21 protein-coding genes and 1 tRNA gene are annotated in these 25,974 nt (G+C 70.7%); 6 read left to right on the top strand and 16 right to left on the bottom strand.

Going from position 1 to position 25,974, the window contains the following annotated elements; genetic code table 11:
* Nucleotides 1-70 precede the first annotated feature (70 nt).
* From rpsG to rplJ, 6 genes are all read right to left on the bottom strand, one after another.
* A complete protein-coding gene (gene rpsG / locus AVL62_RS05350) occupies nt 71-541 on the bottom strand; it encodes a 30S ribosomal protein S7 (RefSeq protein ID WP_058890627.1) in 471 nt (156 codons plus the stop codon).
* Entirely contained in the window at nt 541-915 is a 375-nt protein-coding gene (gene rpsL, locus AVL62_RS05345; protein ID WP_022925287.1) for a 30S ribosomal protein S12, read from the bottom strand. Before rpsL ends, rpsG begins: the two co-directional genes overlap by 1 nt.
* Before the next feature lie 368 nt (nt 916-1,283).
* Complete coding sequence (locus AVL62_RS05340; protein WP_058890626.1) at nt 1,284-5,210, bottom strand: DNA-directed RNA polymerase subunit beta'; 3,927 nt, start codon at nt 5,208-5,210, stop codon at nt 1,284-1,286.
* A 126-nt stretch (nt 5,211-5,336) separates the two neighbouring features.
* The gene (gene rpoB / locus AVL62_RS05335) at nt 5,337-8,810 is read right to left on the bottom strand and encodes a DNA-directed RNA polymerase subunit beta (RefSeq protein WP_058890625.1); all 3,474 of its coding nucleotides are present in this window, start codon (nt 8,808-8,810) and stop codon (nt 5,337-5,339) included.
* Nucleotides 8,811-9,289: 479 nt separating this feature from the next.
* Nucleotides 9,290-9,682, bottom strand: coding sequence for a 50S ribosomal protein L7/L12 (gene rplL, locus AVL62_RS05330; protein ID WP_058890624.1), 393 nt, complete (start codon nt 9,680-9,682; stop codon nt 9,290-9,292).
* Between the two features lie 79 nt (nt 9,683-9,761).
* Nucleotides 9,762-10,406, bottom strand: coding sequence for a 50S ribosomal protein L10 (rplJ, locus tag AVL62_RS05325; RefSeq protein WP_058890623.1), 645 nt, complete (start codon nt 10,404-10,406; stop codon nt 9,762-9,764).
* A 314-nt stretch (nt 10,407-10,720) separates the two neighbouring features.
* Between rplJ and AVL62_RS05320 the strand changes: the two genes are divergently transcribed.
* Nucleotides 10,721-12,046 (top strand): MFS transporter, encoded by a 1,326-nt coding sequence (locus AVL62_RS05320; protein WP_153011675.1) that lies wholly within the window; start codon nt 10,721-10,723, stop codon nt 12,044-12,046.
* 316 nt (nt 12,047-12,362) lie between these two features.
* Here AVL62_RS05320 and rplA read toward each other — a convergent pair whose 3' ends face one another.
* The 5 genes from rplA to AVL62_RS05295 all read right to left on the bottom strand — a co-directional run bounded on the left by rplA (nt 12,363) and on the right by AVL62_RS05295 (nt 14,968).
* Complete coding sequence (rplA, locus tag AVL62_RS05315; RefSeq protein WP_058890622.1) at nt 12,363-13,079, bottom strand: 50S ribosomal protein L1; 717 nt, start codon at nt 13,077-13,079, stop codon at nt 12,363-12,365.
* Nucleotides 13,080-13,195: 116 nt separating this feature from the next.
* Nucleotides 13,196-13,624: a 50S ribosomal protein L11 gene (gene rplK / locus AVL62_RS05310; protein ID WP_058890621.1), complete on the bottom strand. Its 429-nt coding sequence runs from the start codon at nt 13,622-13,624 to the stop codon at nt 13,196-13,198.
* 97 nt (nt 13,625-13,721) lie between these two features.
* Nucleotides 13,722-14,534, bottom strand: coding sequence for a transcription termination/antitermination protein NusG (gene nusG, locus AVL62_RS05305; protein WP_058890620.1), 813 nt, complete (start codon nt 14,532-14,534; stop codon nt 13,722-13,724).
* A 57-nt stretch (nt 14,535-14,591) separates the two neighbouring features.
* Nucleotides 14,592-14,837: a preprotein translocase subunit SecE gene (gene secE, locus AVL62_RS17770; protein ID WP_058890619.1), complete on the bottom strand. Its 246-nt coding sequence runs from the start codon at nt 14,835-14,837 to the stop codon at nt 14,592-14,594.
* Between the two features lie 58 nt (nt 14,838-14,895).
* Nucleotides 14,896-14,968: transfer RNA gene (locus tag AVL62_RS05295), tRNA-Trp, on the bottom strand.
* A 144-nt stretch (nt 14,969-15,112) separates the two neighbouring features.
* Here AVL62_RS05295 and AVL62_RS05290 point away from each other — a divergent pair.
* From AVL62_RS05290 to AVL62_RS05275, 4 genes are read left to right on the top strand one after another with little or no spacing between them, the layout of a single operon-like run.
* Nucleotides 15,113-16,336 (top strand): pyridoxal phosphate-dependent aminotransferase, encoded by a 1,224-nt coding sequence (locus tag AVL62_RS05290; protein WP_058890669.1) that lies wholly within the window; start codon nt 15,113-15,115, stop codon nt 16,334-16,336.
* Nucleotides 16,337-16,371: 35 nt separating this feature from the next.
* Nucleotides 16,372-16,722, top strand: a complete 351-nt coding sequence (locus AVL62_RS17245) for a hypothetical protein (RefSeq protein WP_161937840.1) — start codon at nt 16,372-16,374, stop codon at nt 16,720-16,722.
* Nucleotides 16,719-17,444, top strand: a complete 726-nt coding sequence (locus tag AVL62_RS17240; protein ID WP_058890617.1) for a hypothetical protein — start codon at nt 16,719-16,721, stop codon at nt 17,442-17,444. Before AVL62_RS17245 ends, AVL62_RS17240 begins: the two co-directional genes overlap by 4 nt.
* Nucleotides 17,441-19,309: a M91 family zinc metallopeptidase gene (locus AVL62_RS05275; protein WP_058890616.1), complete on the top strand. Its 1,869-nt coding sequence runs from the start codon at nt 17,441-17,443 to the stop codon at nt 19,307-19,309. The genes AVL62_RS17240 and AVL62_RS05275 overlap by 4 nt, the downstream gene beginning before the upstream one ends.
* Before the next feature lie 229 nt (nt 19,310-19,538).
* Here the strand turns inward: AVL62_RS05275 and argG are convergent, their stop codons facing one another.
* Nucleotides 19,539-21,026, bottom strand: coding sequence for an argininosuccinate synthase (gene argG / locus AVL62_RS05270; RefSeq protein ID WP_058890615.1), 1,488 nt, complete (start codon nt 21,024-21,026; stop codon nt 19,539-19,541).
* Nucleotides 21,027-21,116: 90 nt separating this feature from the next.
* On the opposite strand from argG, the gene AVL62_RS05265 reads away from it, so the two are divergent.
* On the top strand, nt 21,117-22,442 hold the full coding sequence (locus AVL62_RS05265; RefSeq protein WP_058890614.1) for an FUSC family protein: 1,326 nt from the start codon (nt 21,117-21,119) through the stop codon (nt 22,440-22,442).
* Here AVL62_RS05265 and AVL62_RS05260 read toward each other — a convergent pair.
* The 4 genes from AVL62_RS05260 to AVL62_RS05245 are packed head-to-tail and all read right to left on the bottom strand — an operon-like array spanning nt 22,426 to nt 25,950.
* Nucleotides 22,426-23,136, bottom strand: a complete 711-nt coding sequence (locus AVL62_RS05260) for an ABC transporter permease subunit (RefSeq protein WP_058890613.1) — start codon at nt 23,134-23,136, stop codon at nt 22,426-22,428. The two genes, AVL62_RS05265 and AVL62_RS05260, sit on opposite strands and share 17 nt — an antisense overlap.
* Nucleotides 23,133-24,056, bottom strand: coding sequence for an ABC transporter ATP-binding protein (locus AVL62_RS05255; protein WP_058890612.1), 924 nt, complete (start codon nt 24,054-24,056; stop codon nt 23,133-23,135). Before AVL62_RS05255 ends, AVL62_RS05260 begins: the two co-directional genes overlap by 4 nt.
* Complete coding sequence (locus AVL62_RS05250) at nt 24,056-24,940, bottom strand: ABC transporter permease (protein WP_058890611.1); 885 nt, start codon at nt 24,938-24,940, stop codon at nt 24,056-24,058. Before AVL62_RS05250 ends, AVL62_RS05255 begins: the two co-directional genes overlap by 1 nt.
* Nucleotides 24,937-25,950 (bottom strand): ABC transporter ATP-binding protein, encoded by a 1,014-nt coding sequence (locus tag AVL62_RS05245; RefSeq protein WP_062946255.1) that lies wholly within the window; start codon nt 25,948-25,950, stop codon nt 24,937-24,939. Before AVL62_RS05245 ends, AVL62_RS05250 begins: the two co-directional genes overlap by 4 nt.
* Nucleotides 25,951-25,974 lie beyond the last annotated feature (24 nt).

Raw genomic sequence — 25,974 nt, 5'->3', positions numbered from 1 at the left:
TCAGTGCGATGCCGGTGCGCGGTCGGGGCGGGGGCGCGGCCGGCGCGCCGTCCCTGCCCCGACCCGCAGGTCACCAGCGGTAGTGGGCGAACGCCTTGTTGGCGTCGGCCATCTTGTGGGTGTCCTCGCGACGCTTCACCGCGGCGCCCAGGCCGTTGCTCGCGTCGAGGATCTCGTTCATGAGGCGCTCGGTCATGGTCTTCTCCCGGCGCTGCCGCGAGTAGCCCACGAGCCAGCGCAGGGCCAGCGTGGTGCTGCGGCCGGGCTTGACCTCGATCGGCACCTGGTAGGTGGCGCCACCGACGCGGCGGGACTTGACCTCCAGGGCCGGCTTGACGTTGTCCAGCGCGCGCTTGAGCGTCTGCACGGGGTCGGTGCCGGTCTTGGCGCGGCAGCCCTCGAGGGCGCCGTAGACGATGCGCTCGGCAGTCGCCTTCTTGCCGTCCAGGAGGATCTTGTTGACCAGCTGGGTCACCAGGGTCGAGCCGTAGACCGGGTCGTTGATGAGGGGACGCTTGGGAGCAGGGCCCTTACGAGGCATTACTTCTTCTCCTTCTTCGCGCCGTAGCGGGACCGGGCCTGGTTGCGGCCCCGGACGCCCTGGGTGTCCAGGGACCCGCGGATGATCTTGTAGCGGACACCGGGCAGGTCCTTCACCCGGCCGCCGCGGACGAGCACGATCGAGTGCTCCTGGAGGTTGTGGCCGACCCCCGGGATGTAGGCCGTGACCTCGACGCCGCTGGTCAGGCGCACACGGGCGACCTTGCGCAGGGCGGAGTTCGGCTTCTTGGGGGTGGTGGTGTAGACACGGGTGCAGACGCCGCGGCGCTGCGGGTTGCCCTTGAGGGCCGGGGAGTTGGTCTTCTTGACCTTGTCCTGCCGGCCCTTGCGGACAAGCTGGTTGATCGTAGGCACTGATGCTCCGTCAGTCGTGGATGGTCTTCGCTGGCCGCGCGGGGGTCCGCACGGGTCACGCTCCTTGGGTTGCGCCGCTCCTCGACCCCCGCACCCGGGTGTGTCGGAACCGCTGCTCTCCCCTGCACTTCCCGTCCGGACCACCGAGCGGCAGGGACGCCGCGCGAGACCCGGGCGGACTGCCCGGCGAGAGGTGGGTGCGGGCCTGGCGCCCGCGTACGCGCAGGACCTAGCCTGCACACAGTTCTCCAGGATACCGGGAGCGGGGGCGCAGGGACAAATCCGTCAGCAGGCGCACGCGCCAGGGGCGGGTATGCCGTGGGTCACGGCATACCCGCCCCTGGCGGTGTGCGAGGTCGGCCCTGCGCTCAGTAGCGCGGCTCGTCCATGGGGACGTCGTCGAGGCGGACGGCCTCGCCGCTGCCCTGGCCGAACGTGCCGGCGTAGTCGAAGTCCTCGTAGTCCGGGACCGCGTAGGCCGCGGCCTTGGCCTCCTCGGTGGGCTCCACCGTGAGGTTGCGGTACCGCGTCAGGCCGGTCCCCGCGGGGATCAGCTTGCCGAGGATGACGTTCTCCTTCAGGCCCAGCAGCGGGTCGCTCTTGGCCTCCATCGCGGCCTCGGTGAGGACGCGGGTGGTCTCCTGGAAGGAGGCCGCGGAGAGCCAGGAGTCGGTCGCCAGCGAGGCCTTGGTGATGCCCATGAGCTCCGGACGGCCCGAGGCCGGGCGCCCACCCTCGGAGACGACCCGACGGTTCTCGGTCTCGAAGCGACCACGCTCGGAGAGGGTGCCGGGCAGCAGCTCGGTGTCCCCCGCCTCGATGATCGTGACGCGCCGCAGCATCTGCCGCACGATGACCTCGATGTGCTTGTCGTGGATCGACACACCCTGCTGGCGGTACACACCCTGGACCTGGTCGACCAGGTGCTGCTGGGTGGCCCGTGGGCCGAGGATGCGCAGGACCTGCTTGGGGTCGATCGCGCCGACCACGAGCTGGGTGCCGACCTCGACGTGGTCGCCGTCGGCGACCAGCAGGCGGGCCCGCTTGCTCACCGGGTAGGCGTGCTCGTCGCTGCCGTCGTCCGGCGTGAGGAGGAGCCGGCGCGACTTGTCCGTGTCCTCGACCTCGATCCGGCCGGTCGCCTCGGCGATCGGGGCGACCGCCTTGGGCGTGCGGGCCTCGAACAGCTCGACGACACGCGGCAGACCCTGCGTGATGTCGTCACCGGCCACACCACCGGTGTGGAAGGTGCGCATCGTCAGCTGGGTGCCGGGCTCACCGATGGACTGGGCGGCGATGATGCCGACTGCCTCGCCGATGTCCACCAACTTGCCGGTCGCGAGGCTGCGTCCGTAGCACTTGGCGCAGGTGCCCACCAGCGACTCGCAGGTCAGGACCGAACGGACCTTGACCTCCTCGACGCCGGCGTTCACCAGGGTGTCGATGACGACGTCACCCAGGTCGATGCCGGCCTGGGCGAGCACCTGGCCGTCGACCTCCACGTCCGCGGCGAGGGTCCGCGCGTAGACCGCGGTCTCGACGTCGTCGTGCTCGCGCAGCGCGCCCTCGGCGCCGGCCTGCGCGATCGGCATCACGAAGCCGCGGTCGGTGCCGCAGTCGTTCTCCCGGATGATGACGTCCTGGCTCACGTCGACCAGCCGCCGCGTGAGGTAGCCCGAGTCGGCGGTCCGCAGCGCGGTGTCCGCCAGGCCCTTGCGGGCACCGTGCGTGGAGATGAAGAACTCCAGCACCGACAGGCCCTCACGGAAGTTGGACTTGATCGGACGCGGGATGATCTCGCCCTTGGGGTTGGCCATGAGGCCACGCATCCCGGCGATCTGCCGCAGCTGGAACCAGTTGCCTCGGGCGCCCGAGGTCACCATCCGGTAGATGGTGTTGTCCTTGGGCATCGAGGTCTCCAGCTCCTTGGCGACCTCGTTGGTGGCCTGGGTCCAGATCTCGATGAGCTCCTGGCGACGCTCGTCGTCGGTGATGAGACCGCGCTCGTACTGCAGCTGCACCTTGGCGGCCTTGGCCTCGTAGGAGGACAGGATCTCGGTCTTGCGCTCCGGCGTCTGCACGTCGGAGACCGCGACCGTGGTGCCCGAGCGGGTGGCCCAGTGATAGCCGGCGTCCTTGAGCGAGTCGAGGCTCGCGGCGACCTGCACCTTGGTGTAGCGCTCGGCCAGGTCGTTGACGATCCCGGAGAGCCGCTTCTTGTCCACGACCTCGTCGACGTAGGCGTAGTTGGGCGGCAGGGCGTCGTTGAACAGCGCCCGGCCCAGCGTGGTCTCCATGACGAAGGTGTCGACGACACCGTCCTCGCTCACCTGGGCGCCCTCGGGCAGGGCGAAGCCCTCCGGCGGCGCGGTCTGGTTGAGCCGCAGCCGGATGGCCGTGCCCAGCTCGATCTGCCCGGCGTCGAAGGCCATGCGGGCCTCCGCGACCGAGCCGAAGCTGCGCAGGTGCTGGGTGCCGTCCTCGTCCACGAGGTAGGCCGACCCCGCCTCGCCACGGGTGCTCCCCGAGGTGAGGTGGAACAGGCCGATGATCATGTCCTGGGTGGGCATGGTCACCGGACGGCCGTCGGCCGGCTTGAGGATGTTGTTGGAGCTGAGCATGAGGATCCGGGCCTCGGCCTGGGCCTCCGCGGACAGCGGCACGTGGACCGCCATCTGGTCACCGTCGAAGTCGGCGTTGAAGGCGGTGCACACCAGCGGGTGGATCTGGATGGCCTTGCCCTCGACCAGCTGCGGCTCGAAGGCCTGGATGCCCAGCCGGTGCAGGGTGGGTGCGCGGTTGAGCAGCACGGGGTGGTCGGTGATGACCTCCTCGAGCACGTCCCAGACGACGCTGCGTCCCCGCTCGACCATGCGCTTGGCCGACTTGATGTTCTGCGCGTGGTCCAGGTCGACCAGCCGCTTCATGACGAACGGCTTGAACAGCTCCAGCGCCATCTGCTTGGGCAGGCCGCACTGGTGCAGCCGCAGCTGCGGGCCGACGACGATGACCGAGCGGCCGGAGTAGTCGACGCGCTTGCCCAGCAGGTTCTGGCGGAACCGGCCCTGCTTGCCCTTGAGCATGTCGGACAGCGACTTCAGCGGCCGGTTGCCCGGGCCGGTGACGGCGCGTCCGCGGCGGCCGTTGTCGAAGAGGCTGTCGACGGCCTCCTGCAGCATGCGCTTCTCGTTGTTGACGATGATCTCCGGCGCGCCCAGGTCCAGCAGCCGCTTGAGGCGGTTGTTGCGGTTGATGACGCGGCGGTAGAGGTCGTTGAGGTCGGAGGTCGCGAAGCGGCCACCGTCCAGCTGGACCATGGGGCGCAGGTCCGGCGGGATGACCGGGACGCAGTCCAGCACCATGCCGGCCGGCTCGTTCTTGGTCTGCAGGAAGCTGGTGACGACCTTGAGCCGCTTGATGGCCCGGGTCTTGCGCTGCCCCTTGCCGGTCGCGATGGTCTCGCGCAGCGACTGCGCCTCGGCGTCGAGGTCGAAGCTCTCCAGCCGCTTCTGCAGCGCGGCCGCACCCATGCCTCCCTCGAAGTACATGCCGAAGCGGTCACGCATCTCGCGGTAGAGGATCTCGTCGCCCTCCAGGTCCTGGACCTTGAGGTTCTTGAAGCGGTCCCAGACCTGCTCCAGACGCTCGACCTGGGCGTCGGCGCGCCGACGGATCTGGTTCATCTCCCGCTCGGCGCCGTCCTTGACCTTGCGCTTGGCGTCGGACTTGGCGCCCTCGGCCTCGAGCTCGGCGAGGTCGGACTCCAGCTTCTTGGCCCGCTCCTCGACGTCGGAGTCGCGACGGTTCTCCATCGCCTTCTTCTCGGTCTGGATCTGCGCCTCGAGGCTGGGCAGGTCCTGGTGGCGCCCCTCCTCGTCGACCGTGGTGATCATGTAGGCCGCGAAGTAGATGACCTTCTCGAGGTCCTTGGGAGCCAGGTCCAGCAGGTAGCCGAGCCGGCTCGGGACACCCTTGAAGTACCAGATGTGGGTGACCGGGGCGGCGAGCTCGATGTGGCCCATCCGCTCGCGGCGCACGCCCGCACGGGTCACCTCGACGCCGCAGCGCTCACAGATGATGCCCTTGAAGCGCACCCGCTTGTACTTGCCGCAGTAGCACTCCCAGTCCCGGGTCGGGCCGAAGATCTTCTCGCAGAAGAGGCCGTCCTTCTCGGGCTTGAGGGTGCGGTAGTTGATGGTCTCGGGCTTCTTGACCTCGCCGTGGCTCCAGGTCCTGATGTCCTCGGCCGTCGCCAGGCCGATGCGCAACTCGTCGAAGAAGTTGACGTCTAGCACTTCGTGCTTCCTTCTCTCGTATGCAGAAATCTCACGTTCATAGACCGCGGGCTACGCCCGCCCGACAGACGCGGACGGGCTGCGCCCGCCGGTCTCGACACAGGTGTGACAAGGCGCTGCGCGCCGTCACACCTCCTCGACCGAGCTGGGCTCGCGGCGGCTCAGGTCGATCCCGAGCTCCTCGGCGGCCCGGAACACCTCGGTGTCCGACTCGCGCAGGTCGATCTGGCTGCCGTCGGAGGACAGGACCTCGACGTTCAGGCACAGCGACTGCATCTCCTTGATGAGCACCTTGAAGGACTCGGGGATGCCGGGCTCGGGGACGTTGTCGCCCTTGACGATGGACTCGTAGACCTTGACCCGACCGGTGACGTCGTCGGACTTGATGGTCAGGAGCTCCTGCAGGGCGTAGGCGGCGCCGTACGCCTCCAGCGCCCACACCTCCATCTCACCGAAGCGCTGGCCACCGAACTGGGCCTTACCACCGAGCGGCTGCTGGGTGATCATCGAGTACGGCCCCGTGCTGCGCGCGTGGATCTTGTCGTCCACGAGGTGGTGCAGCTTGAGGATGTACATGTAGCCGACCGAGATCTCCTCCGGGAAGGGCTCGCCCGAGCGACCGTCGAACAGCTTGGTCTTGCCGCTGTTGTCGATGAGCCGCTTGCCGTCACGGGTCGGCGTCGTCGAGTCCAGCAGCCCGGCGATCTCCTCCTCGCGCGCACCGTCGAAGACGGGGCTCGCGACGCGGGTCCGCGGCTGCGCGCTGCGGGCGTCCTCGGGGATGAGCTCGGCCCACTCCGGCTGACCGGCGATCTCCCAGCCCTGCGCCGCGGCCCAGCCGAGGTGCAGCTCCAGGATCTGGCCGATGTTCATCCGGCCCGGGACGCCCAGCGGGTTGAGCACGACGTCGACCGGCGTGCCGTCCTCGAGGAAGGGCATGTCCTCGACCGGGAGGATCTTGGAGATGACGCCCTTGTTGCCGTGCCGGCCGGCGAGCTTGTCGCCGTCGGTGATCTTGCGCTTGTTGGCGACGTAGACGCGGACCAGCTGGTTGACGCCCGGAGGAAGCTCGTCGCCCTCCTCGCGGTCGAAGACCTTGACGCCGATGACCGTGCCGGTCTCGCCGTGCGGCACCTTCATCGAGGTGTCCCGGACCTCACGGGCCTTCTCGCCGAAGATGGCGCGCAGCAGGCGCTCCTCCGGGGTCAGCTCGGTCTCACCCTTGGGCGTGACCTTGCCGACGAGCAGGTCGCCGTCGCGGACCTCGGCGCCGATCCGGATGATGCCGCGCTCGTCGAGGTCGGCCAGGACGTCGTCGGAGACGTTCGGGATGTCCCGGGTGATCTCCTCCGGACCCAGCTTGGTGTCGCGGGCGTCGATCTCGTGCTCCTCGATGTGGATCGAGGAGAGCACGTCGTCCTGGACCAGCCGCTGGGAGAGGATGATCGCGTCCTCGTAGTTGTAGCCCTCCCACGGCATGAACGCCACGAGCAGGTTGCGGCCCAGCGCCATCTCGCCACCGTCGGTCGCGGGACCGTCGGCCAGCAGCTGCCCCGCCTCGACGTGGTCGCCCACGTCGACCCGGACCTGCTGGTTGTAGCAGTTGCCCTGGTTGGAGCGGGTGAACTTGTTGATCTTGTAGGACTGGTAGGTCCCGTCGTCGTTGGCGACGGTCACCAGGTCGGCGGAGACCTCCTGGACCGCGCCCGCCTTGGCGGCGCGCACGACGTCACCGGAGTCCAGCGCGGCGCGGTGCTCCATACCGGTGCCCACGAGCGGCGCCTCGGCGCGCACCAGCGGCACCGCCTGACGCTGCATGTTGGCGCCCATGAGCGCGCGGTTGGCGTCGTCGTGCTCGAGGAACGGGATCATCGCGGTCGCCGCGGACACCATCTGGCGCGCCGAGACGTCCATGTAGTCCACGTCGGAGGCGGGCACGTCGACGGCCTCGCCCTCACGGGCCCGGACCAGGACGCGCTCGTCGAGGAAGGTGCCGTCGTCGTCCAGCTTGGCGTTGGCCTGGGCGATGACGAACCGGTCCTCCTCGCCGGCCGACAGGTAGTCGACGACGTCGGTGACCTTGCCGTCGCGGACCCGCCGGTAGGGGGTCTCGACGAAGCCGAACGGGTTGATCCGGCCGTAGGACGCCAGCGAGCCGATGAGACCGATGTTGGGACCCTCAGGGGTCTCGATCGGGCACATGCGGCCGTAGTGGCTGGGGTGCACGTCGCGCACCTCCATGCCGGCCCGGTCACGGGACAGACCACCCGGGCCCAGCGCGGACAGACGACGCTTGTGCGTCAGCCCGGAGAGCGGGTTGTTCTGGTCCATGAACTGCGACAGCTGGCTGGTGCCGAAGAACTCCTTGATGGAGGCGACGACCGGCCGGATGTTGATGAGCGTCTGCGGCGTGATCGCCTCGACGTCCTGGGTGGTCATCCGCTCGCGGACGACCCGCTCCATCCGGGACAGGCCGGTGCGCACCTGGTTCTGGATGAGCTCGCCGACGCTGCGCAGGCGGCGGTTGCCGAAGTGGTCGATGTCGTCGACCTCGGCCGGGACCTCGCCGCTCGGGCTGGTCACGGCCTGCTCGCCGGCGTGCAGCGCGACGAGGTACTTGATCGTCGCGACGATGTCGTCGATGCCGAGCACGGACTCGCCGAGCGGCGCCTGCAGCCCCAGCTTCTTGTTGACCTTGTAGCGGCCGACCTTGGCAAGGTCGTAGCGCTTGGGGTTGAAGTAGAGGTTGTTGAGCAGCGTCTCGGCCGCGTCGCGCGTCGGGGGCTCGCCCGGACGCAGCTTGCGGTAGATGTCCAGCAGCGCCTCGTCCTGGTCGGTGGTGTGGTCCTTCTCCAGGGTGAGCCGGATCGACTCGTAGTCGCCGAACTCCTCGAGGATCTGGTCCGTGGTCCAGCCGAGGGCCTTGAGCAGGACGGTGACGCTCTGCTTGCGCTTGCGGTCCACGCGGACGCCGACCTGGTCGCGCTTGTCGATCTCGAACTCCAGCCAGGCACCGCGGCTGGGGATGACCTTGGCGGAGTAGATGTCCTTGTCCGAGGTCTTGTCGAGGCTGCGCTCGAAGTAGACGCCCGGGCTGCGCACGAGCTGGGACACCACGACCCGCTCGGTGCCGTTGACGATGAAGGTGCCGCGCGGCGTCATGAGCGGGAAGTCACCCATGAACACGGTCTGGCTCTTGATCTCGCCGGTGGAGTTGTTGATGAACTCCGCCGTGACGAACAGCGGGGCGGAGTAGGTCATGTCCTTCTCCTGGCACTCCTCGACGGAGTACTTCTGCTCCTCGAACCGGTGGTCGCGGAAGCTCAGCGACATGGAGCCGGAGAAGTCCTCGATCGGCGAGATCTCCTCGAAGATCTCCTCCAGACCGGAGGTGGTGGGGATGTCGTCGCGCCCCTCGGCCTGAGCAGCGGCGACCCGCGCCTGCCAGGACTCGTTGCCGAGGAGCCAGTCGAAGCTCTCGGTCTGGAGCGCCAAGAGATCCGGGACCTCGAGGGGCTCCCTGATCTTGGCGAAGCTCAGTCGTCCGGAGGGCGTCTGAGCGGTGGACACAGTCTTCTTCGCAGTGCGCGAGGCAGCCAAGGATGGTCCTTCCACGGGCCTAAATGTGTGCGGCGGTCAGGCGCCGCCCGACCTGTTCTCGGATGCAGCGCGAGGAGACGGTGTCCAGCGCCTCGGCGGACCGGCCGGGGCGCGCACCGATCTCTTCAGCGGGATCGAGGGCAGGTGAAGGGCAGCGCAAAGAATCATCCTACACGCCGCATGGCCCGACGTCCAACCCTGGACGACGGGGACGGCCGCGGCACCGGACGTCGGCTCAGGGGCGGGCGCGCCCCTGGTGGATCCCGACCTCCGCCACCGGCGGATACGTCCGACGATGGTGCTCCCTGGGCCCCCCGCCCGTCAAGCACGACCGCTCCCCCGCGTGTCCGCCGGCCGGCGACCGCCCGGACGCACCGCGGGCGGGGCCGGGCACCCGAGGGTGCCCCGACCCCGCCCGCGGCGGAGGTGAGAGGTGCCGGTGGGCAGTCACGGCATACGCCGTGCCCCCACCGACGGGCTCACTTGAGGGTGACGGTCGCGCCGGCGCCCTCGAGCTGCTCCTTGGCCTTCTCGGCGGCCTCCTTGTCGACCTTCTCCAGGACCGGCTTCGGCGCACCGTCGACCAGGTCCTTGGCCTCCTTCAGGCCGAGGGAGGTCAGCGCACGGACCTCCTTGATGACCTGGATCTTCTTGTCACCGGCGGCCTCGAGGACGACGTCGAACTCGTCCTGCTCCTCGGCGGCGGCGGCCTCGCCGGCACCACCGGCGGGGGCACCGGCGGCAGCCACGGCGACCGGGGCGGCGGCGGTGACCTCGAAGGTGTCCTCGAAGGCCTTGACGAACTCGGACAGCTCGATGAGGGTCATCTCCTTGAACTGGTCAAGGAGCTCCTCGGTGCTCAGCTTCGCCATGATGGGCGTTCCTTCCTGTTGTATGCCGTGAGTGGCGTTGTGTGGATGCGCTGCTCGCGCGGCCCGGGGGCCGGCACGCTCAGCCCTCGTCGCCACCCTCGGCGACGTCGGTGCCCGCCTCGGCCTCTGCCGGTGCGGTGGTGTCGGCGGAATCCGCCGACGGGGTCTCGTCGGCAGCCGCCGACGTCGCCCCGGAGAGGGGTCCGCCCTGCTCCTCGACCTTCGCGCGCAGCGCGTCGACGACCCGGGCGGTCGAGGACAGCGGAGCGGCGAACAGGCCGGCAGCCTTGGACAGGTTGCCCTTCATGGCACCTGCCAGCTTGGCCAGCAGGACCTCGCGGGACTCCAGGTCCGCGAGCGTGGTGATCTCGGCGGGGGTCAACGGCCTGCCGTCGAGCACCCCACCCTTGATGACCAGGGCCGGGTTGGCCTTGGCGAAGTCACGCAGACCCTTGGCCGCCTCGACCGGGTCACCGGTGACGAAGGCGATGGCCGTGGGGCCCTGAAGGTGCTCGTCGAGGCCCTCGATGCCGGCCTCGGCAGCAGCACGCTTGGTGAGCGTGTTCTTCACCACGGCGTAGGTGGCGTGCTCTCGCACGGAGGCACGGAGCTCGGTGATCTGGCTCACCCGCAGCCCGCGGTACTCCGTGAGCACGGCCCCACCGGAGCTGCGGAACTTCTCCGTCAGCTCGGCGATGGCAGCAACCTTCTCGGGTGTCGCCATTCTGGCCTCCTATCACGTGATGGTGCCGGATACCCCCGGGCCCGGCATGACGAGAGCCCCGGCGCAGGCGCACCGGGGCTCGCAGGACGCTCGTCGACGACAGTCGGACGGCTCGTGCTCGGTACACCTACGCTGGTCGCCCCGACAGTGGTCGGAACCTTCGGCCGACGCCGCCCGACCCGACTCGCGCCGGACCCGGGCACGCCGACAACCGGCGGTCTTGGGTATGTCCTCAGGGTACGGCATACCCGGGGGTGGCCCAAATCCCGGTGCCGGTCTCCGGTGCGGTCGGGCCGCCCGGCATCATGGGGCCGGTGAGCGAGCAGTCGACACGGGCGCGGTGGTACCACCGGTTCGTCAGCGAGGATCCGCAGGCCGAGAGCGACTTCGGCGGGAGCGACCGGGTGAGCCGTGGCGGGCTGCGGCTCATCGGTGCCAACGCCCTGCAGAGCATCGGCGACCAGGTCGTCAACGCCAAGACGGTCCTCCCCTGGTTGCTCACCCTCGTCGGCGCGCCCGCCGCGCTGGTGGGGCTGCTGGTGCCCGTGCGCGAGGCCGGGTCGATGCTGCCGCAGGCCGCGCTGACGCCGTGGGTGGTGGCCCGCCCGCGCCGCACCCGGGTGTGGATGCTCGGTGCGGCCGGCCAGGCCGGGGCGACGGCGGCCATGGCGGCAGCGGCCCTGGCGCTCGACGGGTGGGTGGCGGGGGCCGCCGTCCTCGCGGCGCTCGCGGTCTTCGCCCTCGCGCGCTGCCTGTGCTCGATGGCGGCCAAGGACGTGCAGGGCCGGACGGTGCCGAAGGGGCAGCGCGGCCAGGTGACCGGGGCCGCGACCATGGTGTCGGGGGTGGCGGCCCTGGTCATCGGGGTGGCCCTGCAGCTGCTCGGGCCCGGCCTGGACGCGCCGGCGCTGGCGGCCTTCCTGCTCGGTGCGGCGCTGATATGGGCGCTCGCGGTCCTGGTCTACGCGGGGATCCCCGAGGAGCCCCAGGAGCCCGAGGAGGAGCGCCAGCACTGGTGGACCGACACGGTCGGCCTCCTGCGGGACGACGCCGGGTTCCGCCGGTTCGTCCTGGCCCGGGGGCTGCTCCTGGTGTCGGCGCTCGCGCCGCCCTTCCTCGTGACCCTGGCGGTCGACGCGGGCCGGTCGGGCGGCCAGGGCACGGTCGCCGCGCTGCTCGGCGGGCTCGGGTCGTTCGTCATCGCGCAGGGCGTCGCCTCGGTGGTCGGCGGGAGGGTCTTCGGGTCGCTGGCCGACCGGTCCAGCCGGCTCGTCATGGTGCTCGGCGCGCTCGTCGCCTCGGTCGTCGTGCTCCTCGCGGTCGTGGCCGTCCTGGCGCTGCCGGGGCGCCCGGGGGCGCTGCTCGCGGTGCTGGTCACGGCATACCTCGTGCTGAGCCTCGTGCACGTGGGCGTGCGGGTGGCCCGCAAGACGTATGTCGTGGACCTCGCCGAGGGCGACCGGCGCACCCGCTACGTGGCCGTCTCCAACACCGCGATGGGCGTCGTCCTGCTCCTCACGGGTGCGGTGAGCGCCGCCCTGGCCACGCTCGGCGCCGTCCCGGCGCTGGTCTTCCTGGCGGCGCTGGGGCTGGTCGGGGCCGCCGTCTCCTGGCGGCTGCCCGAGGTGTCCCGGGGCTGAGCAGCCGAAGGGGTCCCGGGGCTGAGCAGCCGCACGGGCCCGCAGGCCCCCGCCACCCCGGCCGCCCCACGGGTCACAGAGGCCACACCCTGCGGGGACAGTGCCCCCTGCCGGGGTTACTTCCCCGGCAGATGGTCACATCCCCGCACCGTGAGACCCCCGTGAGTGGTGAGGCCGACGGGACGGCGCCCGCCCGTACGCATGAGGCAATGGACGGGACGCATGAGGCGACCGACGCGACGACGCCCCCGGAGCACTCGAGGTGCTCCCGGGGGCGTCGTCGACGGCGGGTGGGCCGTGGCCGCTCAGGCGGGCCTCACTCGGCCGGTGCGGTCTCCAGGACGCTCGCGACGCGCGCGGGGTCCATGGGGATGCCCGGGCCCATCGTGGTCGACATGGTCGCCTTGGTGACGTAGCGACCCTTGGAGCTGGTCGGCTTCAGGCGCAGGATCTCCTCGATCGCCACGGCGTAGTTCTCCGCGAGGGTGGCCTCGTCGAAGGAGGTCTTGCCGATGATGAAGTGGAGGTTGCTGTGCTTGTCCACGCGGAACTCGATCTTGCCGCCCTTGATGTCGGACACGGCCTTGGCGGTGTCCATCGTGACGGTGCCGGTCTTGGGGTTCGGCATGAGCCCGCGGGGGCCGAGCACCTTGCCCAGCCGGCCGACCTTGCCCATGAGGTCCGGGGTGGCGACGACGGCGTCGAAGTCCGTCCAGCCGCCGGAGACCCGCTCGATCATGTCGTCCGAGCCGACGTAGTCCGCGCCCGCGTCCAGGGCGGCCTGCGCCTTGTCGCCGTTGGCGAAGACGAGCACGCGGGCGGTCTTGCCGGTGCCGCCGGGCAGGTTGACGGTGCCGCGGACGAGCTGGTCGGCCTTGCGCGGGTCGACGCCCAGGCGCAGGGCGACCTCGACGGTCGCGTCGTACTTCGTGGTGCTGGTCTCCTTGGCCAGGCGGATCGCCTCGCGGGGGGTGTAGACCGACCCCTCGCCGAGCTTCTCCGCGGAGGCGCGGTAGGCCTTGCTGCGCTTCATGTGTGACTCCTCGTGGTGATGGTGGAGCTGTGGTCGGACGGGCCGAAGCGGGCCCTGCCACAGGGTTCGGGGTATGCCGTCCGCCGGTCGGGCGGGACGGCACGCCCCGGGGGGGTTCAGCTGGTGGTGATGCCCATCGACCGGGCGGTGCCGGCGATGATGCGCTTGGCCATGTCCAGGTCGTTGGCGTTGAGGTCGGCCATCTTCATCTCGGCGATCTCGGTGAGCTGCGCGTCGTTCAGCGTGCCGACCTTGGTCTTGTGCGGCTCGCCCGAGCCCTTGCCGACGCCCGCGGCCTTCTTGATGAGCTCGGCGGCCGGCGGGGTCTTGGTGATGAAGGTGAACGAGCGGTCCTCGTAGACCGTGATCTCGACCGGGATGACATTGCCACGCTGGGACTCCGTCGCGGCGTTGTACGCCTTGACGAACTCCATGATGTTGACGCCGTGCTGGCCCAGCGCGGGGCCGACGGGCGGGGCCGGGGTGGCGGCGCCGGCCTGGATCTGCAGCTTGATGAAGCCGCTGACCTTCTTCTTGGGGGGCATGGTGCTCTCCTTGGATCGTGGGCCGACGCCCTGGGCGATGACCCGGTTGCATGCCGTGCACCGGACGGTGACGACGGGGGGCGGAGCCCCCGGGGGATCAGATCTTGGCGACCTGGTTGAACGACAGCTCGACGGGGGTCTCGCGGCCGAAGATCGAGACCAGCACCTTGAGCTTGTTGCTCTCGGGCAGGATCTCGGAGATCGTGGCGGGCAGCGTCTCGAACGGCCCCTCCATGACGGTGACCGACTCGCCGACCTCGAAGTCGACGTGCGGCTGGGCCGGACGGCTGAAGCCGTCGTCCGCGGTCGCGTCGCCGCCGCCCGCGGCGCTGGGCGCCGGGGTCGGGGTGTCGAACTTGGGGGCCAGCATGCTGACGACCTCGTCGATGCTCAGCGGCACCGGCTGGTGGGCGTTGCCCACGAAACCGGTGACCCCGGGGGTGTGCCGCACGGCGCCCCAGGACTCGTCGGTCAGCTCCATACGCACGAGCACGTAGCCGGGCATCCGCACGCGGCGCACCTGCTTGCGCTGGCCGTTCTTGATCTCCGTCACCTCCTCCATGGGGACCTCCACCTCGAAGATGTAGTCCTCCATGTTGAGGCTGGTGATGCGGGTCTCCAGGTTGTGCTTGACGCGGTTCTCGTAGCCCGCGTAGGAGTGGACGACGAACCAGTCGCCGTACTTTCCGCGCAGGACCGAGGTGAACTCCTCCAGCGGGTCGACCGCCTCGAGGACCTCCTCCGCGTCGGCGGGCTCCTCGGAGGCCACCTCGTCGTCCTCGCCGTAGACGGCCTCCTCCACGGGGTCGGCCGGGTCGTCACCGTCGTGACGCTCGGCGGCCTCCACGTCGGCGTCCTGGACGGACTGCTCGGCGGTGACCTCGTCGTGGTCGGGGGTCTGCTCGGACATGCCCTACTTCCTCAATGTCGTGTCGCGGCGCCGATCGGCACCGGATGCTGCTCGCGGTCAGGCCCCGAAGACGAGACCGACCAGCCACTGGAACAGCTGGTCCAGACCGAAGACGAACGCCATCATCACCAGCACGAAGACGAAGACGACGATCGTGTAGGTGATGAGCTCGTTGCGCGTGGGCTGGACGACCTTGCGCAGCTCGGCCATGACCTGCTCGACGAAGGTCGCCGGACGGCCACCCTGCCCGGCGCCGGGCTGGCTGCGGGCGACGCCGTCGGTGTCGCGGGCGGAGTCGGCCACGGCTCACCTTCCTGTCGCTGGTCTGGGTCTGCCGGGGGCAGGCTGCCTCCCGGTCACGCAGGGCAAGAGGGACTCGAACCCCCAACCGCCGGTTTTGGAGACCGGTGCTCTACCAATTGAGCTATTGCCCTTCACCAGGTCCTCGCGACGCCGACCCGCTGCTGGGGGGCAGGCTGGCGCGTGGTGCGAGCACCCGAACGCTCAGCATACGGGACGGCCGACAGGTTGGCCAAAGACGACCACGGGCTGACGCCGCGTGAAGCGTCGATGCCATGATGGGACACGTGAGCGAGCAGACCCGCATCAGCACCCGCATCGGATCCATCGCCGAGTCGGCCACCCTGGCCGTCGACGCCAAGGCCAAGTCCCTCAAGGCGCAGGGGCGGCCGGTCATCGGCTTCGGCGCCGGCGAGCCGGACTTCCCGACCCCCGACTACGTCGTGCAGGCCGCCGTCGACGCCTGCTCGGACCCGGTCAACCACCGCTACTCCCCCGCGGGCGGTCTCCCCGCCCTCAAGGAGGCGATCGTCGCCAAGACGCGCCGCGACTCGGGGTATGCCGTGGAGCCCGCCAACGTACTCGTCACCAATGGCGGCAAGCAGGCGGTCTACAACACCTTCGCGGCGTTACTGGACCCGGGCGACGAGGTCATCCTTCCCACCCCCTACTGGACGACCTACCCCGAGGCGATCCGTCTCGCCGGCGGCTCGCCCGTGGAGGTCTTCGCCGGCGCGGACGCCGAGACGGCATACCTCGTGACCGTCGAGCAGCTGGAGGCGGCGCGGACCGAGCGCACCAAGGCGCTGCTGTTCTGCTCCCCCTCCAACCCCACCGGCGCGGTCTACCCGCCGGAGCAGGTCGAGGCGATCGGCCGCTGGGCGCTGGAGCACGGCATCTGGGTCATCACCGATGAGATCTACGAGCACCTGCTCTACGACGGCGCGCAGGCGCCGTCCATGCCGGTGCTCGTGCCCGAGCTGGCGGACACGTGCGTCGTCCTCAACGGGGTGGCCAAGACCTACGCCATGACCGGCTGGCGGGTGGGTTGGATGATCGGCCCCCAGGACGTCATCAAGGCGGCGACCAACCTGCAGAGCCACGCGACCTCCAACGTCGCCAACGTCTCCCAGCGGGCGGCCATCGCGGCGCTCGAGGGCAGCCTGGACGCCGTGGACGAGATGAAGGTCGCCTTCGACCGGCGACGCACCCTCATGGTCGACATGCTCAACGTGATCGAGGGCGTGGAGTGCCCGGTGCCGCAGGGTGCGTTCTACGCCTACCCCTCGGTCGAGGGGGTGCTGGGCAAGCAGATCCGGGGGCGGACGCCGCAGACCAGCGCTGAGCTCGCCGCGCTGATCCTGGACGAGGTCGAGGTCGCAGTCGTGCCCGGTGAGGCCTTCGGTCCCAGCGGCTACCTGCGGCTGAGCTATGCCCTCGGCGACGAGGACCTGCGCGAGGGCGTCGGGCGGATCCAGGCGTTGCTGGGCGAGGCCCGCTGAGCATGCGGTAACCTGCGGACCAGGGGGGTGAGGACGTGGTTGGTGGGGATCCAGCACGGCTGAACGACGCGGGTAACACGATGATGACTTGCGCGACCGACCTCCAGGGTGCCGACACCACCTTGGGTGGTTACCGCAGTTTCGACGTCTCGTGCCTGGGTGACGCGGCCGCCGCCTCGAACGTCGCCGACGTCTTCGACACGGCGGTGTCGACCTTGCTGGCCGCTTCCGGGCGGCTAGGCGCCACCTGCGCCACGGACGGTCACTACCTCCAACAGGCCTCCCGTGAGCTGGACCAGGCGGCGAACTCCTCTGGCGGCAGCGATGGTGGAAGCAGTGGCGGTGGTAGCGGCTCAAAGGGCGACGGCGGCGGAGTCCCCCGATGAAGCCGGTGCAGAGCCTCGCCGTCGTGAGCGCGGTCGCGATCTTCCTGGCCGGATGCACCCAGCAGGGAGACGGTATGCAGGACGAGCAGCAGCCCGGCACGAGCACGAGCGAGGACGTCACGGCGGGGGATGACACGGAGCAGTCCACCGCGCCGGTCGAGGCCGACCTGAGGGCCTCAGTCACCGGCTCCGCCGAGATCGCCACCGCGCCGGAGGGCTTCACGAGCGGCATCGAGGGCGTCCTGGTGTCCTACACCGTCACCAACGAGGGCCCGGAGCCGATCAAGGTCGCCCAGGACCGGGCGGCCTCTCAGGCTCGTTCCGCGACCCAGGCTCCCGCCGCCGCATGGGTCAGCGCCGGGAGCGAGGAGGGCGTCGTGCGCCTGTCGAAGCAGGTCTTCGGCATCCCCGAGGGGGTTCTGCCCGCCGCCCTGCACCGGGCCTCCAGCACGACGGTCGAGCCGGGTGGCGCCGCCGAGGACACCGCCTTCGTCCTCCTTCCGCTCCGCACGGACCTGCCCAGCGGGTCCGAGACGATCACCGTGACCGAGGATCCCCTCTCAGACCCCGGTTCCGTGACCGCGCTCGAGATCTGCGTGCAGATCGCCCCCGGTCCCACACCCGGGCAGGAGGAGCCCTTCGCCTCGACCATCGCCGCCGACGCGCCGGGGACCGCTCTCGTCTGCAGCGATCCGATCGAGCTGCCGGAGCCGGGCCGATGAGCAGCATCACCGTCGATGACGTCTGGGACCTCGACGCCGACACGGGATGGCTGCTGACCGCTCGCACACGCCTCACGTCCTTCGCTACCGCGCTGGCGGATGCCGCGGCGACGGTGAGGACCACTCGTGACGACCTCACCGAGCATTGGGAGGGGAACCGGGCGGAGTCCTACCTCTCCTATGCCCCCACGCTCAGGACGGCTCTCCACGGTGCGAGCGAGGAGGCGGGTGCGCTGCAGCAGGTGCTCGCCGTCATCGACGCCGACGTGGAGAACGCCCAGAACCACCTCGACTCCAGCTTCGTCCGGGCCAGTAGCGCCTGCTCCACAGCCCTCCGCCTCTTCGGCTCGGTGACCTTCACCTGGCCCGACGACGAGGACCAACCCCCCGAGATCGCGGTCGAGCAGGGGAAGGCTCAGGGCATCCGCGAGGAGCTGGGCCGCACCCTGAGCGGCCGTGCGTCGACCCTGGACTCGATCTCCCAACGCGCCAAGGACATCAGCGACGACTGGGCGGGGCCGGCCGACGGCATACCGAACTGGGACTATCCGACGGGTGTGTCCTACGGCATCATGCAGACCACCCTGGGCGACACGACGACGGTGACCACCGGCAGCGGCAATGACACGATCGAGGTCACGGTCGACCCGGACACCGGCGAGACGGTGCTGACGGTCACGCACTACACCGAGTCGCAGTGCGTGGTGGAAGAGGTACGCATCCCCGCGGACCAAGAGGTCGTCATCAACACCGGGGGCGGCAGCGACACCATCACCGTCCCCTCCGGCACCGAGGTGAACCTCCGCTTCTCCGGCGGTGAGGGTGACGACACCGTCTCGGCACAAGGCGCCACCGGGGACATCGAGGCCTTCGGTGGCGAGGGGGCCGACACCCTGGAGCTGGGCAGCGGGGCCGACGTCGTGCATGGTGGCGCGGGCGACGACTACGTCGACAGCGGGGGCGGGGACGACCAGGTCTTCGGCGGGCTGGGCAACGACGTCCTTTACGGCATGGACGGGGAGGACGTCATCTCCGGTGGAGAGGGCAACGACTACCTCGAGGGGGCGACCGGCGACGACCGGCTCTTCGCAGGTCAGGGCGATGACATCGTCTCCGGCGGCTTCGGCGACGACACCGGCCACGGCGGCGCCGGTGACGACACGATGTATGCCGGGTCCGGCACCGACTCCTTCACCGGAGGCCAGGGCACCGACAAGCTCACCGGCGAGGACCACGACACGATGGACGGTGAGCAGCGGATCACCATCGAGATCCCGTCGGAGGAGCACTACACCCGGTGGCTGGAGTTCGAGGTGGACGGCAGCGACGCCTTCAAGCAGCGGATGCTGGCCGACCTGCAGATGATGGCCTCCAGCGAGACCGGGCAGGAGATGCTCGAGGCCCAGGGCCGGCACTACGACGAGTCCGGCTTCCTGGGCATGGGGAAGGACAAGGTGACCATCCGCGAGTTCGACGAGCAGAACGGCTACGCCAGTCCGGACGGCTACGTGGTGACCATCAACCCTGACTACCAGGGCGGGATCAATAACACCACGGACCCCAACGGCTGGACCGGCAAACCGCCGATCGTCGTGCTCTTCCACGAGCTGGGGCACATCAACCAGTTTCGCTCCCAGGGCGGGGACGCCGACCACTGGTGGGACCCCGACGCCATCAACGCCGAGGGCGGGCGGGGCGACTGGATCCGGGACGAGAACGGGCAGCCGCTGATCGAGCGGCAGAACGTGGGCCTGGAGTGGGACACCGATGTGGTCCCCGAGGGCGACGGCGAGGACTACGACGACGACCTCACGGAGAACGGCTTCCGGGACGAGCTGGGGACCCCCCGGCGCGAGTGGTACTGACGCAGCGACGTGACCGACGGCCGCTGGGCGCGACCGGCACACCGGTGCGGTCGAGGTGGCGAGGGGACGTGCTTCTCAGGCGTGACAGAGCTGGCCCGCATCCAGACCATTCGCCGTCCGCAGCTCCGGTCAAGAGGAACGCCGTCAAGGTCGATGAGGACGCAGAGCGCCTCGCGGCCCAGGTGAACAGGCCGCTGCTCAGGACAGCACCGACGCCAGCCTGAGCCGCTCAGTCGGTGCCGAACTCCATCGCCGCCCAGTCCAGCGACTCCTCCTCGTCCTCGGTCGGGCCGACGCCCCCGGCGATGCGGTCCGCACCGCCCGGGGTGAGGTCGCCGACCAAGGAGGTGGAGGCCAGCCCGAGACGTGACGGTGCCGCCTCGGCCTCACCGCCGAGCCCCTGGGCCTGCGCCGCAGCGCCGACGCCGAGCAGGCCCATCGAGACGTACTGCTCCAGCCGGGCGCGGGAGTCCGCGATGTCCAGGTTGCGCATCGTCAGCTGGCCGATCCGGTCGGTCGGGCCGAAGGCGGCGTTGGTGACCCGCTCCATCGACAGCTTGTCCGGGTGGTAGCTGAAGGCCGGGCCGTCGGTCGCCAGGATCGTGTAGTCCTCGCCGCGGCGCAGCCGCAGGGTGACCTCACCGGTGACCGCCGAGGCGACCCACCGCTGCAGCGACTCGCGGATCATCAGCGCCTGCGGGTCCAGCCAGCGGCCCTCGTACATCAGCCGGCCGAGCGCACGACCCTGGGTGTGGTAGGCCGCGATGACGTCCTCGTTGTGGATGGCGTTGACGAGGCGCTCGTAGCCGATGTGCAGCAGGGCCATCCCCGGCGCCTCGTAGATCCCGCGCGACTTGGCCTCGATGATGCGGTTCTCGATCTCGTCGGCCATGCCGAGCCCGTGCCGGCCGCCGATCGCGTTGGCCTCCATGACCAGCGCCACGGCGTCGCCGCCGAAGTCGTCGCCGTTGATGGCGACCGGGCGCCCGTCGCGGAAGGACACGGTGACGTCCTCGGCCGGGATCTGCACGTCCTGGTCCCAGAAGCGCACGCCCATGATGGGCTCGACGACCTCCATCCCGACGTCGAGGTGCTCGAGCTTCTTCGCCTCGTGGGTCGCGCCCCAGATGTTGGCGTCGGTGGAGTAGGCCTTCTCCTTGCTCGCGCGGTAGGGCAGGTCGCGCTCGGAAAGCCACTGGCTCATCTCGTCGCGGCCGCCGAGCTCGTGCACGAAGGCCTCGTCCAGCCACGGCTTGTAGATCCGCAGCTGGGGGTTGGCCAGCAGGCCGTAGCGGTAGAACCGCTCGATGTCGTTGCCCTTGTAGGTGGAGCCGTCGCCCCAGATGTGGACGTCGTCCTCCTTCATCGCCCGGATGAGCATCGTGCCGGTGACGGCGCGGCCCAGCGGGGTCGTGTTGAAGTAGGTGCGGCCCCCGGAGCGGATGTGGAAGGCGCCGCAGGCCAGGGCCACCAGACCCTCCTCGACGAGCTCGGGACGGCAGTCGACGAGCCGGGCGACCTGTGCGCCATACTCCTCCGCGCGGCCGGGCACGCCGTCGATGTCGGTCTCGTCGTACTGACCGATGTGGGCCGTGTAGGTGCAGGGCACGGCGCCCTTCTCTCGCATCCACGCCACCGCGACCGAGGTGTCCAGACCTCCGGAGAAGGCGATGCCGACACGTTCACCGACAGGGATGCTCGTCAAGACCTTGGACATGCCACGAGTGTATGCGCGACCTCGTATAAATATTCAATCCGCAGGTCACGCGGCCTTCCCAGGCTGCGGCGCGCGTGGTGTGATGAGGGTATGCCCCGCCTCTCGTCACCGACCGCCCGGGCGCGGGCCTGGGCGACCGACGGGTGGCACGCGCTGGTCCTCGGGTGGCGGCCCGACTGGATGAACCTCGTGCGGGTGACCACGGCCGCCGTGCTCGCCTACGCCATCACCCGCGCGGTGACCGTGGGGCCGATCGACCTCACCTGCTCGCTCACCGCGATCCTGGTGACCCAGGCCAGCGCGACCGGCTCGTTGCGGATGGGGATGGTGCGGGTGGGTGCCGTGCTCACCGGCATCGGCGTCGCTCTCGTCGTCTCCATCTGGTTCGGCCTCACCTGGTGGTCGTTGGGCCTGGTCATCTTCGTCTCGCTGCTGCTGGGCAGCCTGCTGCGCCTGGGGCCGCAGGCGCTGGAGACCCCGATCAGCGGCATGCTCATCCTCGGGGCCTCGCTGCAGAACACGGCGGCCGAGACGCGGGTGCTCACCACCCTCATCGGTGCCGCGGTGGGGATCCTGCTCCCGCTGCTGTGGCCCCCGGCGATCCCCGTCGGCGCCGCCGCCGCCTCCGTGCGCACCGTGGCCCGACGCCAGGCGGAGGTGTTCGCCGCGGCGGCCGACGACATCGACGAGGGCAGGGTCACCGGTGAGTCGATCGCCGCCCACCTGCGCGCCGCCCGCGACGTCGGTGACGACCTGGGCCGGGCGGGCGAGCTCGTCGGGCGGGTCAGTGAGATGTGGCAGTGGAACACCCGCACGATCGGGCGCGCGGACGTCAGCCCGCTGCTGCGCTCCGGCCTGGACTCGTTGCAGGACTCCGCCGCCGCCACCCGCGCCCTCTTCGTCGCCCTGGGCCACGAGGCCCGCGACGAGGACCCCGAGGGCGCGCCGGAGTTCTCCGACGAGGTGCGGGCGGCGGTGGCGGTCGTGCTGCGTGACGTCGGCAGCTGCATCGACTCCTTCGGGGAGCTGGTCGAGGCCGAGACCAGCGGGGACCCGGAGCGGCGGCGCGCCCTGCTCGACGACAACATGGAGCTGCTGCGGGAGACCCGCGCGATCCTCACCGACCTCATGCTCATGGAGTCCGGGGGCGGCCCGACCGACCAGTGGCTGCTGCGCGGCTCGATCCTGCGGGCCGTGGACCGGATCCTGCAGGTCCTCGACGCCCCGGCCCGGGCGGCGCAGCACGCGCGCTGGCGCGACGAGCAGGGCCGGCGGGCGCTGCCCGGCCCCACGATCTCCCGGGAGTTCGCGCCGCTGGACCGGGCCGTGCTGGCCTCGCTGCGACGGGCCTGGCGCCGCACCCGCCGGCCCGGCGCAGCAGCGGCGTCGGGGGCTGCGCCTACTCGTCGCCCCTGAGCTGGAAGCGCGCCAGCCGCCAGCCGGCCCCGCCGACACCGACACCGAGCAGGACCAGCGAGGCGATGACGGCGTAGGTCGTCGACAGGTCGGCCACCGGCAGGTCGACGTCGGCGGCCACCTCTCCCAGCCGCTCGGCGAAGGCCCGCACGGAGACGTAGCGGAAGCCCCCGAGGAAGCGGCCGAGCAGGCTCTCGACCACGGTGACGTAGACGAGACCGGCGATCATCCCGTGCCGGGTGGCGGCCGCGATCGCGCTGAACAGTGCGGTGTAGAGCACCGCTCCTCCGGCCCCGACCACGACCGACACGACCACCCACCGGCCGCTCAGCCCGCCGGCGAGCGTCGCCCCCAGCAGCCCGGTGACCGCGGCCACCGCGGCGACACCGGCGGCGACGACGAACTTGGAGGCGGCCACGGCATACCTGCTCACGGGTGTCGACAGGAGGTAGACGACCGAGCCGTCGTCGATCTCCGGGCCGAGGACCCCGTTGGCCGCGAGCAGCGCCACCAGCGGGACGACGAGCGCGATGCCGACCTCGACGACCACGGCGTTGGCCGAGACCGGCTCGCCGGTCAGCGCGCGGAGCACGCCGGCCAGGGCGACGAGCAGCACGGGCAGGGTGAGGATGACCAGGCCGCGCCGTTGGCCGACGAGGGCCTGCAGGGCGAGACGCATGATGGTGAGGTTCATGACTGCACCAGGTAGGTGAACACCGACTCCAGGCTCTCGTCCGAGGGCGCGAGCTCGCGCACCGTGATGCCGGCCGACCGGGCCAGCCGGGGCAGGGCCAGGGTGAACTCGCCCATGTCGGTCACCTCGACCGTGATCGCCTCGCCGGTCCCCACGCGGCCGAGCGCGACCGAGCGCACCCCGCCCAGGCCCATGAGCATCGAGGCCAGGCCGCGGTCGTCGCTGGAGCGCACGACGTAGTGGCTGGGGCGGTCGGTCATGAGCCGCCGGATGGCGCCGAAGTCCCCGCTGGCCGCGTGCCGGCCGGAGACCACGACCTCGATCTGACGGGCGATCTGCTCGACCTCCTCGAGGATGTGGCTGGAGAAGAGCACGGTGCGCCCCTGCTCCCCCATCCGGGTCAGCAGCTCCATGAGGTGCATGCGCTGCCGGGGGTCGACGCCGTTGAAGGGCTCGTCCAGCAGCAGCACCGTCGGCTCGTGCACCAGCGCCGAGGCGAGCTTGGCGCGCTGCCGCATCCCCTTGGAGAACGTGCTGATCGGCCGGTCCGCGGCGTCGACGAGGTCCACCTCGGCGAGCGCCCGCGCCGTCGCGGCGCGCGGGTCCGCGAGCCGGTGGAGCTCGGCGGTGGCCTGCACGAAGGCGCGGCCGGTGAGGTAGGAGAAGCTCACCTCGCGCTCGGGGACCAGGCCCAGGTCACGGTAGGCGCCGACGTTGCGCCACACGGGCGCCTCCCCGAGGCGGATGTCGCCGGCGGAGGGCGCGAGGAACCCGGCCATCATGGCGATGAGGGTCGACTTGCCGGCGCCGTTGGGGCCGAGGAGCCCCGTGACGCCGGGGCGGATGGACATGGTGACGTCGTTGACGGCGACGACGTTGCCGTACCACCGCGAGACGCCGGTGAGGGTGAGGTCGGTCATCACGCCCCCTTGCTGCGGTAGCGGCGCACGAGCAGCACCATCCCGAGGATCATGAGGGCGAGGGCGGCGCCGAGCAGCAGCAGCCCGGTGGCGACGCTGTCGGCCGGGGCGGGGAACTGGCCGGTCGCGTCACCGAGGGCCACCTGCACCGAGTCGACGAGCACGAAGGGGGACAGCAGGGCCGCCCAGTGCGCCAGTCCGGTGGCGCCCTCGGTGCTGGCGACCTCCTGCAGCCCGGCCGTCACGCCGAGCCCGACGAGCAGGACCATGATGGAGCCGGCGATGGCCAGGCCTCGCCGCAGGGTCCACGAGGCGACGAGCGAGGCGACCGTGGCGACCAGCATGGCCAGCAGCACCGCCCCGGCGAGGGCCACCGCGACCCGCGGGAGCTCCTCCCGAAAGCTGGCGCCGGCGGCGAGCCCGCCGATGAAGAGCACGAGCAGCGGGGTGAGCACGAAGGCCAGGATGGCCAGCACCAGGGACGCCCACCGGGTGAGCGCGAAGGCCGTGGCGCCCAGGGGGCGGGCGAGGTAGAGGCTGATGACGCCGGAGCGCAGGTCACGGCTGAAGAGCACCGGCGCCTGGGCCGCGACGAAGAGCACGACGAGGAAGGAGGAGCCGGCGTTGTAGGCGGAGTAGTTGAGCAGGTCGGCGGAGAGGCCGATGATGCTCATGATCCCCACCTGGATGACGGCCGGGACGAGCGTCATCCCCAGCAGGGCGAAGGGCAGCACCTTGGCCTTGCCGGAGCGCCCGAAACCGAAGACGGCCAGGACGCCGGAGAGGAGCAGCGCCCGGGTGATGCCGGCGCGGGAGGTGCGCTCACCGGCATACCGTCGGTAGCCGATGTCGTGGATGACCCCGGCGCTGCCCGGCGAGCTCATGCCGGCACCTCGTCACGGAAGACATCCTCGAGGCGGCCCGTGCGGGCCTGCACTCGGACCAGCCCGAGGTCGAGGTCGGCAGCGGTGTCACGCACGAGGTCGCGCAGCCGGTCGTGGGCGGCCGCGGCGGCCTCCCCGTCACGGTCGCCGGCCTCGGGGGCCGGTCCACCCTCGGGCGTGCCGCCCTGGTCGGCCGCGAGGTCGGGGGTGACCGGGTCGATCTCGATGAGGCCGCCGTGCGGACGGCAGCTGAGCCCGCGCGCGGCCAGGGCCTCCCCCATCCGCCGTTGGGCGTCCCCCTCGCCGGTGACCTCGACGAGCACCGTGCCGGTGTCGGCGAGGAAGCTCCGGGTCGCCTCCGAGCGCAGCAGTCGCCCGCCGTCGAGGACGACCACGTGGTCGCTGATGCGCTCCAGCTCGCCGAGCAGGTGCGAGGTCACGAGCACGGGGATGCCGAAGTCGTGCCCGATGCGGTGCACGAGGGCCAGCATGTCGTCCCGCGCTGCGGGGTCGAGACCGTTGGTGGGCTCGTCCAGCATCACCAGCTCGGGGTCGTGCACGAGGGCCTGGGCGAGCTTCGCTCGCTGCTTCATCCCGGTGGAGTAGCCACCCATGAGCCGGTAGCGCTCCTCGGCGAGGCCGACGTGGCGCAGGACGTCGGCGGCGCGCTCGCGGGCCGGGGCCGGCGGCAGTCCCGACATCCGACCCATGTGGACCACGAAGTCGATGCAGCGCATGTCGGGGGGCAGGCAGTCGTGCTCGGGCATGTAACCCACGGCCCGGCGGATCTGCTCCCCCGACCCCTCGATGTCGTGGCCGAGCACGCTCGCGGAGCCGGAGGTCGGTGCCAGCAGGCCGAGGAGGATCTTGATGAGGGTGGACTTGCCGGCGCCGTTGGCGCCGACGAGGCCGGTCACCCCGTCGACGACCTCGATGCTCAGGTCGTCCAGCGCGGGCACCTGGGCGGAGCCGTAGCGCTTGGTCAGCGCCGTCGTCTGGATCACGGTCACGGCAGCGACTCTAGCGAGCGCCGG

This window comes from Serinicoccus chungangensis (genome assembly GCF_001483745.1).
Lineage (GTDB): Bacteria > Actinomycetota > Actinomycetes > Actinomycetales > Dermatophilaceae > Ornithinicoccus > Ornithinicoccus chungangensis_A.
Note: the sequence above shows the minus strand (reverse complement) of the source record. Positions and strands in the feature narration are given on the sequence as shown.

Coding starts and splice junctions, on each gene's coding strand:
- rpsG (WP_058890627.1), bottom strand. CDS start 541: ATGCCTCGTAAGGGCCCTGCTCCCAAGCGTCCCCTCATCAACGACCCG.
- rplL (WP_058890624.1), bottom strand. CDS start 9,682: ATGGCGAAGCTGAGCACCGAGGAGCTCCTTGACCAGTTCAAGGAGATG.
- rplJ (WP_058890623.1), bottom strand. CDS start 10,406: ATGGCGACACCCGAGAAGGTTGCTGCCATCGCCGAGCTGACGGAGAAG.
- rplA (WP_058890622.1), bottom strand. CDS start 13,079: ATGAAGCGCAGCAAGGCCTACCGCGCCTCCGCGGAGAAGCTCGGCGAG.
- rplK (WP_058890621.1), bottom strand. CDS start 13,624: ATGCCCCCCAAGAAGAAGGTCAGCGGCTTCATCAAGCTGCAGATCCAG.
- nusG (WP_058890620.1), bottom strand. CDS start 14,534: ATGTCCGAGCAGACCCCCGACCACGACGAGGTCACCGCCGAGCAGTCC.
- AVL62_RS05290 (WP_058890669.1), top strand. CDS start 15,113: ATGGGACACGTGAGCGAGCAGACCCGCATCAGCACCCGCATCGGATCC.
- AVL62_RS17240 (WP_058890617.1), top strand. CDS start 16,719: ATGAAGCCGGTGCAGAGCCTCGCCGTCGTGAGCGCGGTCGCGATCTTC.
- AVL62_RS05275 (WP_058890616.1), top strand. CDS start 17,441: ATGAGCAGCATCACCGTCGATGACGTCTGGGACCTCGACGCCGACACG.
- argG (WP_058890615.1), bottom strand. CDS start 21,026: ATGTCCAAGGTCTTGACGAGCATCCCTGTCGGTGAACGTGTCGGCATC.
- AVL62_RS05265 (WP_058890614.1), top strand. CDS start 21,117: ATGCCCCGCCTCTCGTCACCGACCGCCCGGGCGCGGGCCTGGGCGACC.
- AVL62_RS05260 (WP_058890613.1), bottom strand. CDS start 23,136: ATGAACCTCACCATCATGCGTCTCGCCCTGCAGGCCCTCGTCGGCCAA.
- AVL62_RS05255 (WP_058890612.1), bottom strand. CDS start 24,056: ATGACCGACCTCACCCTCACCGGCGTCTCGCGGTGGTACGGCAACGTC.
- AVL62_RS05250 (WP_058890611.1), bottom strand. CDS start 24,940: ATGAGCTCGCCGGGCAGCGCCGGGGTCATCCACGACATCGGCTACCGA.